This is a genomic window from Paractinoplanes toevensis, assembly GCF_018332695.1.
Classification (GTDB): domain Bacteria; phylum Actinomycetota; class Actinomycetes; order Mycobacteriales; family Micromonosporaceae; genus Actinoplanes; species Actinoplanes toevensis.
Map to the genome: position 1 here is coordinate 1 of NZ_BOQN01000215.1, position 13,612 is coordinate 13,612.

The window sequence follows — 13,612 nt, forward strand, 5'->3', positions numbered from 1 at the left end:
CGGCAAACCGGGGGAAGCTCATTGCTAGCCATCCACCAAAGCTAAATTCCCCAACCCTTAACGCCTAGACCCTCTCCTCTGGCTAAAACTAGCCAGACTTTCTCACCAGCCTGACTATTTATAGCCACACCACCATCAAGCTGTAACAACACCAGCTCACACCTATAACCCCTTCCATAATCAGCACACCCCTTGGCATTCACAATGTCGAAAAGGCGGCGTGGTGCGCGCTACGGTCGCCGGCATGCTCACGGTCACCCCCATCTCCCCGGGAGCCGGGATCACCTACCTGACCCGGCAAGTCGCCAACGGTGTCCACGACTTCCGGCCCGCCGCACGCAACGCGCTGGTCGCCTACCACGCCGATCCGCGCGCGCACGGCGAGGCGCCAGGATGGTGGGCCGGACAAGCCGAGCACATGTTCGGCGTGCGCGGCGAGGTAACCGAAGACCAAATGCTGCGGCTCATCGGCGAAGGTAAACACCCGATAAACGGTGAGCAGCTCGGGCGGCTCTGGCGACGATTCCCGGCGCTCGACGATCAGGCCCGGCAAACCGCGGTCGAGAAAGCGTGGGAGAAGCTACCACCGGACGCCACCTACGAGCAGATCGCCCAGGTCTGGCTGCGTATCTGGACCGCCCCCGAACGACATCCCCGCGCCGGTTTCGACGTCACCGTCGCCATGGTAAAAAGCGTCAGCCTGCTCTACGCATTCGGCGACGACCGAATCAAACAAGCGGTCATGGCCGCCCACCACGAAGGCATCCGCGCCACCCTCGAACACTTCCGTGCCCACGGCGCCTTCACCCGCGTGGGCACCAACGGGCTGGTGCAGGTCGACACCGACGGACTCGCGGCCATGGTCTTCGACCACCGCATGAGCCGCGAGAAAGACCCGCACCTGCACTCGCACATCATCATTTCCGCCAAGGTCCACGTCGTGCGCGACGGCCGCGCCGATTGGTTGTCCCTGGACTCCAAAGCGTTCTACCAGGCGTCGATCGGCGCCAGGATCGCCTACGAACGCGCTGTCGAGCACGCCCTCGGCGAGCAGCTCGGGGTGCGATTCGCGGCCCGGGACGGGTCGCCGATCCGGGAGATCGTCGGCCTCAGCGCCCGCTCGATCAAGCAATACTCGAAGCGCCGCAACGCCATCGAGACCGAGATGACCGGAAGGCTCAGCGAACCGGCCGGCGGGCGTCAGCGGGTGCCGATCGGCCGGTGGCGGCGCAGCGCGCAGGACGCGACCCTGCGCACCCGCCGCCCCAAGGACGAGCCCGAATCCACCGCCGAAGCGGTCGCCCGGTGGCAGCGCGAAGACCGCGCCGCCGGCCTCGACACCGCCGCCGCAGTCGAACGGATCGTCGCCCGGAACGTTCGCGACGAGCTCGGAGACGCCGCCACTCAGGTCGTCCGCGACGCCAGACACCGGGCCGGGGACCGCCCGATACAGACCGAGGACCTGCACGCTGCGGCACTCGCCGCCGGTTTCACCGACGACGAACAGCGGCAGCTCGTTGTCGACGTCGCCGTACGCCGGGTCCCGCACCTGGCCGTCGAACGCGCCGTCGCCGATCTCACCACCGAACGCGCGGTGTTCGGTCTCGAGCACCTCGAACTCGCGATCGGCCGGGTCCTCGACGTCAGCACCGGCGAGGACCGGCGGGCGGACTGGCGACGTGTCGAACGCCTCGCCGCCGACGCCGTACGCACCCACGCCGCGCAGCTACGGGTGATCAGCCCACCCGAACTGGTCCAATGGGGGCCGTCCCTGGTCCGCGCGTCGGATGCACAGAGCATCTACAGCCGGCACCGGGACCTGCGGCTGACCACGCTGCCGGTGCTCGCGGCCGAGAAAGAACTCATCGCCTACGCCACCGGCCGCGGCGCCACAGCAGCCCCGCGACGGCTGCTGGAACAGGTCGCCGATGAGCTCGACTTGTCGACGGAGAAGCGGGCGGCCCTGCTGTTCGCCGTCGGCGACAACCGCAGCGTGACCGGGATCGTCGGTCCGGCCGGCACCGGCAAAACCTACCTGCAGAACGCCGTAGCGGTCGCCGCCCAACGCGCCAACATCCCCATCCTTGGCCTGACCGTCGGGCAGAACGCCGCCTACGTCCTGGCCGACGCCACCCGTGAAGGCGGACGGCAGGGGATCCGCACCGAGAACATCGCGATGTGGTTGCACGCCCAGCACACACCCCCACAAGGCACCACCACCGCCGACAACTGGTCGTTTCAACGCGGTCAGTGGGTGATCGTCGACGAAGCCTCCCAGGCCTCCACCCTCGACCTCATCGAACTCACCCGCCTGCTGGAACCGGTCGGCGGGAAACTCATCCTCGTCGGCGACCCCGCCCAAATCTCCGCCGTCGGACCCGGCGGAATGTTCCGATATTTGGCCTCGCTCGGGCACACGATCATGTTGCGGGAGGTGCGCCGGTTCGACGAACCGTGGGAAGGCGCCGCCTCTTTGCGGTTGCGTGACGGGGACACCACCGTGCTGGCCGAATACGACCGGCGCGGCCGGATCGTCTCCGGGCACCGCGCCGACATCGTCGGCAAAGTCCTCGACGGCTGGGCGGCCGACGTCTTGCAAGGCCACGAAAGCCTCATCCTCGCCGAGACCGAACAAGAAGCCGCCGACATCGCCAGCCAGGCCCGGCAGATCCTCATCCACGCCGGCCTCGTCGCTGACGGCACAGCGGTGACGCTGGCCAACGGCACCCGTGCCTCGGTCGGGGACCGGGTCGTGACCCGCAAAAACAACCGGACACTGATCGCCGGGGACAAGTTCGTCGCCAACCGGGCGAGCTGGCGCGTCCTCGAGATCAGCGACGGCGGCGACCTGCTGGTGGAGAACGCCAGCGGTGGCCACCGCACCACGCTCCCGGCCAGCTACGTCGGCGAGCATGTGCAGCTCGCGTACGCGGCAACCGTGGACTCCGCCCAGGGCCGCACCGTCGACACCGCCCGCGCGATCGTCGACGCCGCCACCAACCTGGCCCGCCTCTACGTGATGGCCACCCGCGGGCGCCGGTTCAACCAACTCGCTGTCGTCACCGCCGACCACCCACCGGAATCACATCCGCCCGCGCCGCCCACCGCCGGGATCACCGTCCTTGCCGACATCCTGCGCACCGACATGACCGAACGCTCCGCCACCGAAACCGAGAAACTGCTGTGGGCCGACGTCGACGCCCTGCACACCCTCGGGCCGATCTACGACGACCTCAACGCCCGCGCCGCCGCACCCCAGTACATCGCCGTCGTCCAAGCGACCAGAGGTTCCGCCGTAGCCGCCGCGCTCGAAAGCGACCCTGCTCTGCCCGCGCTGGTCGGCCGGTTGCAGGCGCTCGCGGTCGCCGGATACGACCCCGATCAGGTGCTGGCCGAGGTCACCGCACAGCGGGAACTGAACACCGCCAACGACGTTGCCGCCGTGCTCGCCTGGCGCATCGACGACACCTACGCCCTGATCACACCCGACCCGACCACCGCCATCACCCGGGCGCGGACCGGCACCTACACCGACCGGATCCTCACCACCGACGGCGACATCGGGACCGCTCTACGGCAGGTCGCCGCGGTTGCTGACCAGCGCGTCGAAGCCCTAGCCGAACGCGCCGCCACCCAACAGCCCACATGGGCGAGCGCGCTCGGCGGCGTCCCCGAGGACGAGCCGGGACGGCGGCAATGGATCAGCCGCGCCGCCGTCATCGTCGCCTATCGCGACCGGTATCAGCGCCCCGGCGACGACCCGATCGGACAGCAACCATCGCATCGCGACACCGAACGCTGGGCCGCCTGGCAACGCGCACAAACCGTCCTCGGCGTCGCCACCCTCGCCGGCCGGGTATCCGCCGCTCCCGACACCGAGCTGCGCGAGCTCATCACGGCGCAGCGGGCCGCGGACACGGCGGCCCCCGAGTACGTGGCTGGCCGGTTGCGGACCGCGCACCTCCAGCTGGTCACGGGGGAGCAGCAGCTGCGTGACACCCGCCTCGACCTCGCCACCGCACAAGCCGCCGCGCGCAGCGCGAACGTGCGCGTCGACCAGATCCAGCACAGGTGGTGGCACGTCGGCCCCGTACGTTCCCGGACTGCCGCGCAACAGCAGCAAGTGCGTACCGCAGCGCTCCGGGCCGGCAACGCCGTCACCGAACTACAAGCCCAGCTCGAACACGCCGCCACCCGGCTCAGCCACGCCCGCGAGACCGTCCGCGACCTCGAAACCCGGCACCGCACCTGGGCCCGCTGGTACGACAACGCACTCCCGACCCGCTACGCCGGTCTCGCCGCCGCCGCCGAGATCACCCGCCGGGCCCAACGGGCCACCCAGCAAGCGACCGGCGTGGCCGCCGCGGTCAAAGCCGACCTCGCCGCTGCCGTCCGCGACACCACCGCACGGGTCCACGCCGCCGACGCGACGCGGCCGCAGCCCCACGCGCACCCCGTCCCCGACGGTCTCGGCGCCGACGCCGCAGCCGCGTACCAGCGCGTCATGGAACCCGACACCGCACACGCCGACAACCCCGACACCGACCTCGACCATGCCTGACGACCCCACTCGCTACCGCTGCCAGTCGCCTCCCTACGCGGCATTGAGCAAGGGCTTGCACCACCAGCCGGGCTCGGCGCGCGAGGGAGTAACCCCGTGACGACACATCCGGTCGCGTTCGTCGATGAGTCCTACCTTCAACACCCGAACCATCCCGGCATGTATCTGCTCGCCGCGGTCCTCGTCACGCCGGACGAACTGCCCACCGTCATTGACGCGGCCCGTAACGCGGCCGGCCCGCAGCCGTACCACTCCACCCACCTTTACCGGCGCGGTCATCTCACACCCATCGAGAACATGCTCGACGCCACCCACGCCCACGCCGATTGGGCCTATCTCGTCGCCCAAGCACCACTGCACGCCGGCGGGACCGAAGCCGCCCGGCAGACCAGCCTGACCCGGCTGTTGCACCAACTCGATCAGCAACGCGTCCGCGACGTCGTCCTCGACACCCGTGCCAACGCCCGTGAACAACAACAAACCCTGCTCGAAGGGCGAAAGGTCAGCCGCAGCGACCAGCCCGATCTGACCACCTACCGCCGGCTCGTCCGCGACGGCGACATCAGCCCGCGGCTACGTCTTATCCACGTCGATGACAGCCGTCAACCCGCACTGTGGATGGCTGACGCTGTCGCCTGGGCAGCGCAACGCGCACTCGTCTACGACGAACCGCAGTGGTGGAGCCGCATCGCCGGCATCACCACCGTCTTCGACACCGCGACCGGCACGCACCTCAGTCTGGACAGCGAAAGGGCCGCTCCACCCGCAGTGAACCCCGCCAGCTCCGCGGCGGGCAGGCTGAGGCGCTGTGCAGCCGATAACCCGCTGCTGCGAGTGGTGACCACCATCCCGGCCTGCGGCGGTAACGCGGTGAGGATCATCTGGAGTCCGGTGGCGAGGACTGACCGTTGGTCACCGCACTCGTCGAAGGCGTCGAGCAGCAGCACGACATGCCCCTGCCGGCACGCCTGCTCCAAGGCGACTGCAAGGTCGGCGCGCCGCTCAGCCGATTCGGCGGTAGCGGCCACCTCGCACAGCACGCTGAGCGTCACGTCGGTGGCTTGCCGGCATCGCCCGGCGACGACCGGCAGCGGCACCAAGATCGGTAACGGGGCGGCGGGGTCGAGCGCCCAGCGGGCAGCGAGCTGGCGTAGCGCGGTGCTCTTACCCATACCGGGCAGCCCGGTGAGCAGCAGCCGCGGCCACCGGCGCGCGATCACGAGAAGCGGCTCATGTTCTCGCCGGTCCCCGGTCACCACGACCCGCAGTCCGTCGGCCAGTTCGGGGACGGTCAACGGGTCCAGGTGCTCGGCGAGCAGCGACAGCTCAAGCCGGCCGTCCTGGTCGGCGAGCCGGGTTCGGTGATCTTCCAAGGCGCGTTGCCGGGCGTGCTCGGCGGCGCCGGCCGGGCCTTTGCCGTCGGCGAAGACGCGGACTTTGGCGTCGTCGCGCAGGATGCGAACCCAGTCGGCCAGGTCGCTGCCGGACGCTCGGCTCGCCTGGGTATGAAACGCCTCCGACAATGCCCTGGCCGCGGCCGGCCCGTCTCCGGCGGCGACGACAGTGCCGTTCAGCAGCGCCGCCGCCAGGTCGAAGCCCTCGTCGCCGGCCTCGACCGCGGTGGTCTCGAGCACGTACGCGGCGTCGAGTACCTGCTGCCGAATCGCTAGGTCCGTTGTCTTGTCCATGATCTTGTTCGTCAGCGCGGTGAGGGCCTTCGTCTCGTCGGCCGGACCGGTGGTGCCAGGCGAGGCGTGATGACGTTTCAGGGCGTTGCTGATGTGCTCCATGTCGCCAGTGAGGTGGGCCGTGGCGAGCCCGAGGACATCACCGGGCCGCAGCGTAGGGGCCTGCGCTACCCATTGCACCACCGTTGCGCCGAGGCTGGACTCGTCGTTACCGCAGGTGCGTTTGGCCGACAGGAACAGCTGCGCGCCGGAGTCCGCCGTGGCCTTGACGTCGTCGGTGGGCTGATCGGTCTCGAAGTCCAGACGCACCGGTAAGAAGGTCGCCCCGGAGGGAAGCGTCAGCGGTGCACCGGCCAGACCGCGCGCGGCGAGCAGCACCGCGACGCCGCGCCGGTGCACGCTGCCGCGCTCGTTGCCGACGCCGCCGCCGTCTCCGCTGGCCACCCGGGTCCCTCCCGCCTGAGGTACACAGGGCGCAAACATGCTATATCACCCCTCGCGGCGCAGGCTCTGCCCGCGCTGGACAACCTCATGGGCGGATGCCGGCATGCCGAGGGCACGCCGTCGAGCGCGCAGATCGGGGTTCCCACAGGCGACACGGCGGATGGATGTGACGTAGCGATCTGCTGCGTATTGCTGGATAAGACGACCGGTCGATCCGCTGGCCCGGCCGACCAATGACGCGCGGCGACTGAACGCACGGACCGTACGTCACCCGGCGTCGCCGATGGCTGCTTGAAGGACTATGACGATGCCCAATGCAGGGCCTCCGGCGGCACGGACGACGGTGAGATCGGCCAGTTTGACGCAGGAGCCGGAGTCGACCAGCACGTCAACTGCGAGCACCACGACCTCCGGTCCGGCTCCCATGTTGACGCACGGTGGCCGTGTCCGCCGCTGAACATCCGTGGGCCGGAATTCGCTGGTTCGGCTTTCTGCTACCCGCAAGGCCGATTAGGTAGTGCATGAGGTAGTGGAGGCGGAGAAGATGCTGCGGCCGTGCAGCGGCTCGCCGGGAATCTGATCAGGAGTGGCGATATGAGGCCCCGGCGCACCTTCGGCAGCCAGCTCGCGACGGGTTTCGGGCTGTGCGTGATCCTGACACTGCTGATGGGCAGCGCCTCGGTGACCGCCCTCAGCGTGGTGGTGAGTTCGAAGGATGAGGTCATCACCTCCTCCGCGCGGGCGCTGACCGGCGCCGAGCAGCTGAACACGTTGATGGAGCGGCGGATCAGCGACTACCGCTACTTCCTGCTCGACGGCAGCCAGGAAAGCCTGAACGTGGTCAACGCCGACCGTGCCCGGTTCCTGGACCAAGTGGGCCGGCTCACGAGGATGTTGAGTGATCCCGCCGCCCTGCGACTGCTCGACACGGTCTCGTCCGCCGAAGCGGCCCACGCGGCCGCGCTCAATCCGATGCTCGGGCGCCGAAAGACACTCACGACTCTGCAGGAGACCGCGCAGCTCAACGTGACCGCGACCAGACCGGCCCGCTTGGCGCTGGAGAAGGCGATCAAAGATTTGACCGCCGGGGTCCGGGCGCAGTTGGAACGCGACCGGAAGGCATCGTCGCGGACCGCGTCCGCAGCGATCGCAGTGGCCTGCGTGGTGGGCGGTTCGGCCGTCGCCGCGGCCACGGCCATCGCGGTCCGGCTCAATCGCCGCCTCCGTCGCGAGGTCGGCACCGCGGTCAACCATATCCAAGGTTCGTCCGCGCAACTGCAAGCCGCCGCCGCACAGCAGGCGTCCGGCGGGCGTGCCCAGAGCACAGCGATGAACGAGATCACCACAACCATCAACGGCGCGCTCCTCACCTCGCGGGAGATCGCTGACCATGTCGAGCGTCTTGCCCGGACCGCCGAAGACACCGCGACGGCCGCGCACAGCGGCGGTGAGACCATCGAGCAGACCCGACGATCGCTGTCGGTGATCCGTACCCAAGTCGACCAGATCGTGCACCACATGGCGGCGCTCGGCGAGAAATCGCAGCAGATCGGCGGCGTCGTGGAGCTGGTGGCGGAACTGGCCCAACAGACCAATATCCTGGCCATCAACGCCGCCATCGAAGCAACCGGTGCCGGCGAATGGGGACACCGATTCGCCGTCGTCGCGGACGAGATCCGCAAGCTGGCAGACCGCACCGCCGCGTCGGCCAACGAGATCCACACGCTCGTCGACGACGTCCGCGACGCCGTCGGCACCACCGTGACGGCCACCGAAATCGGCGCGACAGCGGTCGACAGCGGTACACGTCAGTTCGACGACGCCAACGATTCGTTCCAGCGGATCGCGCAACTGGTGATGACCACGAATGACGCCACCCGGGAGATCGAGTTGTCCACTCAGCAGCAGAGCACCGCGATGGAACAGGTCAACCTCGCCGCGTCCGACACCGCCCGGATAACCCAGCAGACCGGCTCAAGCGCCGCACAAACCCGCCAGACCGCAGAACACCTGACCACCCTGTCCCGCGAATTGCTGGAACTCATCGGCACCGCCGAGCACTGACACCAGCCACTATCAGAGAAACCGCCGTTCTCCACCGCGCGAGCTCGCGGGAGCGGCGCCTGCACTGCGCCCACCCCCCCCGGCACGAGTGCCGAAGCAACGCGCTCACCGAGCAGGCCGATGGATCTACCCCGCCCCCGGTCGTACATCAGCGAGGGCTTCCGGCACATACCCACGGCGGTCGGACCCGTGCAGGTCCGATCGGTCGGTGTGACCTTCGGCGCTAATTAGCAACCCGCCGGCAGCCGACAACCTGGCCAGCGGTGAGACATTCGACGATGGTTGGCGCCGACTTTGTTTCTAGTTGACGCTGATACGGCTTAGGCGATAGTTGGCACCGGCTTGCCCGGTCAGCGCCGAACGTTCGTAACCCTCGGTAGCATGATGAGTGCTGCGCTTCAGCGAAACGGACGCTACACCCAGTACCTGGCAATGTCTAAAAAATGCAATCTGAGCGGCCCAGGGACGGCTTCAAGGAGTATCAGATGAAAGAACTGGAAGCGCAGGAACAGCTGTTTCGCTGGATACGGGAAGCTCAATTTGGCGACTACTCGCACGGTGCTTCGTCCTGGGTGCGCAGCTTCCATCTGAAGCTCTGGAAGGAGGCAGACTTCACCTGTCCTACCGCCTTCATTTCGTGGCCGCAGGAGCTTCGGGCCAATGACTGGTCCGGCAGCGAATGGGATACCAGAGAATTTCTGCGAAGATCGCGCGAAGCTGAGGCGCTGGCACGAGGCATAACGGGGGTCACGGTCCCCATGAAGCTGGCTGAATGGCTGCTTATAGGCTCGCTGGCCGAGGATGCGGTACAGGGGTTCGTGAGGCGGCGGACCTCGTCGAGCGACGGTGGTCTCTTGAACCTCGGAGTCGAAGCGAACAATGACGTCGACCTCGTCGCGGCCGTCGCCTCCGTCGCAGCAGTGTTAATAATGGTTCGGCGAACGCAGCACGATGGCGAACCACAACCCGCCGGCTTCGACCATATGCTTGACAGCCAAGGGCTCGCAGACATCGCAGCCGACATCGATGAGCTACTGACGAATCCTAACTATGGCTACGGCGAAGCGCTAATAGCCTGCCACAAGGCTTGTCTCAAGACCCCAAAATCTGAAGCACCCGGACTCCACGAATTCGAGCGGAACCTCTGGCTGCGCGTCCTTATTGTGGCCCGCAACCAGATAACATACGTGCGGAAAAAACTTGCCACCTTCGCGTATGTATTGGTCGAAGGAGACCTTGACTACGCCAGCCATGACGGCAGCGCGGAAATGGAAATCCACAGCCTTCCTCGGGACGAGCGGGACACGGAGCAAGATTCTCGCCAAATCACGCTCCAACGGTACTGCGATGACCACAATTCCCGGCTCCGAGACAAAAAGGGACCGCACGGAGTTGCAAAATCCTGCTTCGACTTCATGCTCGTCTCACCGGGCTGGCAAAACCGTATCCACCTTATTGAGTTCAAGAGCACGCGGCTCCCTAGTTGTCCTCGGGAATGGCCCAATATGACAAGATATGAGAAATTCTTGAAACGCTTCGCAAGCCGCGATCAGGGCATGGCGGAGCTACGCCATGTGAGTTCCCTCGTGACCCCGTCCAACGTCATTTGCAACTGTCGCCCTTTGCACCATTAGAGCGGTACAGCGGAAGCTCGAAATGACGCGTGATGTCACGGACAGTGCCGGCGTACGCGTGTGCAATTAGCCGGCGTCTCCGCGTCCGCAGCGGTGCCAACTAGTGCCGAAAGGTTCCAAACAAAACCGAGAGCCACAGTCGTGTGACTTTCGGCGTTAGTTGGCACCGAGCAGCGGCAGTGACCTGCAGTGGCTGGCGGAGTTTCGGCGACAATTGGCACCGATTTTCGATTCTAGTTGGCACCGATACGCCTTTTCGGCGGTAGTTGGCACTGGCTTGCTTCGGCCGGACGCCGAGCGGACGTCACGGTAAGTAGCGGTACGTGTGTTCGCATTAAGGAGAGCGAGCGCGATCCGCGGCAAATGAGTAGGCCGTCTCGAGCAAGCGCGAATGTGGATACCGACCCTGTGGGAAACGGTGTGATCATCAGGTAGTGGCCGACCAAGCGAACGAACTCAGAGACCCACTGAACGAGTGGGACTTCATCGGCGTATTCGATCCAGCAATCAACACCGATGAGTACGACTGCATGATCCAGTCGCTGATCAGGATGCTGGCGGCGGGAGCAGAAACCAACGACATCGCCCGGTTCCTTGACGGCGAGATCACCGGCCACTTCGGTATCTCACCGGACTGATAGAAACTGCTTCGATGGCCGAGCGGCTGACCGCGTGGTGGCAGAGGGGCGGCCCATAGCCAGCTTCGCCACGCCGTGATGATCCGCGCGACTCGCGGCTACGAGAGTGCACTACTTCCGGCAGCGACACCCTTATGAGTGACCCCAGATCAGGTGGAAAGACTCCGGTCCGCGTACCGTTCTCGGGTTGCGGTTAGACGGAACGACCAGCACCAACGCCATATTGCGAATAGGTCGCAATACCGCCTGACCCGATGCATACCATTTGCGAAATATCTTCATAGAGTACCGTTCAACGATGCGACCCTGCCGTTCAGCACACGACGTGCGGAGCGCGCAGGTTTCCGGAATCCGTGCCGAATCGGCTGGAGAGCGATTATGGATGCTGGCGACTGGGCGGCGATAGTGGGTATCGCGGCATCCGTAGCGGTGGGATGTATCGCCGCAACCAAGAATACAACCACCCAGAAAAGATTAGTGCTGGCGTCGGCGGCACTCGTGATATTGGCTATTACGATCGGCGTAGTGGCGAGTGTCAGCTCAAGAAAAACGTCTTCAACGACCGCTACTTCCCCAGTTCGAGCGCCGAGCTCAGTTTCCGTCGCCGGGCCACAAGCGTCGCTCACGGCGACCCCGCAAGATTCGTCTGCCTCGCCACCAACCGGCGAATACGATTCAGGTGCTTCGGAAGTAACCCGGTGGGGACCTTCCGAGGTTCTTATTACTGGAGGAAACGGCCTCGATTTGGACGAGTCTCCTCCCAATAGAGATGCCGATAGCGTATCAACCGATATGCGGCCCGGCTTCGTCGGAAAGAACCTAGTCTTTGTTGATAACGGGCTGGGCGAAGATCGGCTCGTCGTGGTGCCGGGATCCGCTATACCCGGCTACTCTACCTGCGATGATCTCGTCGCTCGGGAGGCTGTTAATGAAGTTCGTGCCGCCGTTGGCACAATTGTCTGCACTCGGACACCTGACGGCGCTCTAGCCTCTGTCAAGATTTCTTCGATTGACGGCAAAAATGGTCTGATCCGAGCTACGGTGACTATTTGGGACTAGCATCTGGGATTCTGCAGTCGGCGGACCGCGTCGCCGAATGCAATCCGCCTCGACTTCGCCTGGCCGCTCATTTTACGGTTGTCATGTTTGGGCTGAAGGCTAATCGATGCCGACAACGCGGTGGTCTTGATGTAAAGTCTTTGGTCGTGACCTTGTCAGCTAGAGAAGGGCCCTGTCGAGTAGTCGGAACGCTGTGGTCGACTGCCTATTCCGTGCGAATATCTGGTTCGAACTGAAACTATGAACATTTTTGTCGATGTCACGGAGTGCACTCACGTCGGCTACTTGTCCGTGCGAGTCTGCGGCCCTTCCGTCCGCGCCCCGGTTGATGCGGTGTGGAGGTCTGGACAGCAGGCTATGGATAGTCCCAATGGCGGACGGCGGGTCAGGCGAGGCCTGCTGTCCGGGACGTGCCGGGCTGGCAGGCCTCGGTTCAAGTGCCAGAGGCCATGTAGGCAGCGAGAATGTAGTTGGGATGCCGGTCGAGGTTCTTACGGGCGCGGTCGTATCGCATCGTGGTCTTCGGGTCGGCATGTCGGGCGGCGATCTGCACGTCGCGGAGGCTGACGCCCGCGTCCAGCATGGTCGTGACGAACGTGTGCCTGAGCATGTGAGGGTGCATCCGCGGCATCCGGATCCCGGCCGTCGCGGACAGCTGCAGGAGGCGTCGGGTCGCGGCGTGCCGATCCATCCGCCGACCGAGCGTGTTACGCAGGATCGGCCCGTGCTCGCGGTTTCCGACGGCGTGCTCGATCGCCCGAGCGACCGCCGGCGGCAACGGGACCAGCACCGTCTTGTCTCCCTTGCCGCGGATCTTCAGGACCCGGTGGCCGTGTTCCTCACCCAGGTCGGCGATGTTCGCGCCGCAGGCCTCGAAGATCCGCAACCCGAGCAGGCCCAGCATCGCGATCAACGCGAAGTCGTTACGGTTGGCCGACAGCCTCGCGGTCGTCAGCAAGGCCTCGAACTGCAGGTGACCTAGCCCGAGGGTGGGTGAGTCGGGCGGCATAGGTGGCCGACGCACGTAGTCGGCCGGCGAGTGGACCAGGATCTGGTCGATGACGCAGACCCGGTAGAACCCGACCACGACCGACAGCCGCCGGGAGACGGTCGAAGGCTGGTAGCAGCGGACCTCCTGCAACCAGCGCACGTACCGCTCGATCTCAGCCCGGCCCAGGTTCAACGGATCGATTTCCTGACCCGTGCACCAGGTCAGGAACACCTTGAGGTCCGAGCCGGTGTGGACCCGGGACTCACCGCGGTACCGGCCCAGGTAAGCGGCCACCGCTGCGCGCAGCACACGCTCGTCGACGGAAACAAGAGCTTGATCAGAGACAGAAGATGCAGTCATAGCCCACGGTGCGTCACGGCAGCCACAAACGCCCTCGATGCGGCAGATCAGTGCATCTTGGTCGGATTCGGCTCACGGATGCTTCGGCCGTCGCCGCCCACCATCGACGACCCGGTCGGCCGTCGAATTCATGAGGTTATTCCCGAGCGATACCGGGACTGTGCCACGAACGG

Annotated in this window: 8 protein-coding genes; 4 read left to right on the forward strand and 4 right to left on the reverse strand. The window is 65.9% G+C overall.

The annotated features are described in order from the left end of the window. Positions 1-244 precede the first annotated feature (244 nt). A complete protein-coding gene (mobF, locus tag Ato02nite_RS50620; protein ID WP_213013914.1) occupies positions 245-4,561 on the forward strand; it encodes a MobF family relaxase in 4,317 nt (1,438 codons plus the stop codon). A gap of 33 nt (positions 4,562-4,594) precedes the next feature. Here the strand turns inward: mobF and Ato02nite_RS50625 are convergent, their stop codons facing one another. The 3 genes from Ato02nite_RS50625 to Ato02nite_RS50635 form a co-directional block, all read right to left on the reverse strand. Further along, positions 4,595-5,035: a hypothetical protein gene (locus Ato02nite_RS50625; protein ID WP_213013915.1), complete on the reverse strand. Its 441-nt coding sequence runs from the start codon at positions 5,033-5,035 to the stop codon at positions 4,595-4,597. 185 nt (positions 5,036-5,220) lie between these two features. Further along, positions 5,221-6,693 carry an NACHT domain-containing protein gene (locus Ato02nite_RS50630; RefSeq protein WP_213013916.1) on the reverse strand — a complete coding sequence of 491 codons (1,473 nt, stop codon included), beginning with the start codon at positions 6,691-6,693 and terminating at the stop codon, positions 5,221-5,223. A gap of 267 nt (positions 6,694-6,960) precedes the next feature. After that, positions 6,961-7,119 carry a hypothetical protein gene (locus Ato02nite_RS50635; protein ID WP_213013917.1) on the reverse strand — a complete coding sequence of 53 codons (159 nt, stop codon included), beginning with the start codon at positions 7,117-7,119 and terminating at the stop codon, positions 6,961-6,963. A 129-nt stretch (positions 7,120-7,248) separates the two neighbouring features. On the opposite strand from Ato02nite_RS50635, the gene Ato02nite_RS50640 reads away from it, so the two are divergent. The 3 genes from Ato02nite_RS50640 (at position 7,249) to Ato02nite_RS50650 (ending at position 11,029) form a co-directional block, all read left to right on the forward strand. Then, positions 7,249-8,757 carry a methyl-accepting chemotaxis protein gene (locus tag Ato02nite_RS50640; RefSeq protein ID WP_246608258.1) on the forward strand — a complete coding sequence of 503 codons (1,509 nt, stop codon included), beginning with the start codon at positions 7,249-7,251 and terminating at the stop codon, positions 8,755-8,757. Positions 8,758-9,242: 485 nt separating this feature from the next. Further along, positions 9,243-10,391, forward strand: a complete 1,149-nt coding sequence (locus Ato02nite_RS50645) for a hypothetical protein (RefSeq protein ID WP_213013918.1) — start codon at positions 9,243-9,245, stop codon at positions 10,389-10,391. Between the two features lie 434 nt (positions 10,392-10,825). Next, positions 10,826-11,029 (forward strand): hypothetical protein, encoded by a 204-nt coding sequence (locus Ato02nite_RS50650; protein WP_213013919.1) that lies wholly within the window; start codon positions 10,826-10,828, stop codon positions 11,027-11,029. Between the two features lie 1,492 nt (positions 11,030-12,521). Here Ato02nite_RS50650 and Ato02nite_RS50655 read toward each other — a convergent pair. Continuing rightward, complete coding sequence (locus Ato02nite_RS50655) at positions 12,522-13,373, reverse strand: tyrosine-type recombinase/integrase (protein ID WP_213013920.1); 852 nt, start codon at positions 13,371-13,373, stop codon at positions 12,522-12,524. Positions 13,374-13,612: the final 239 nt, after the last annotated feature.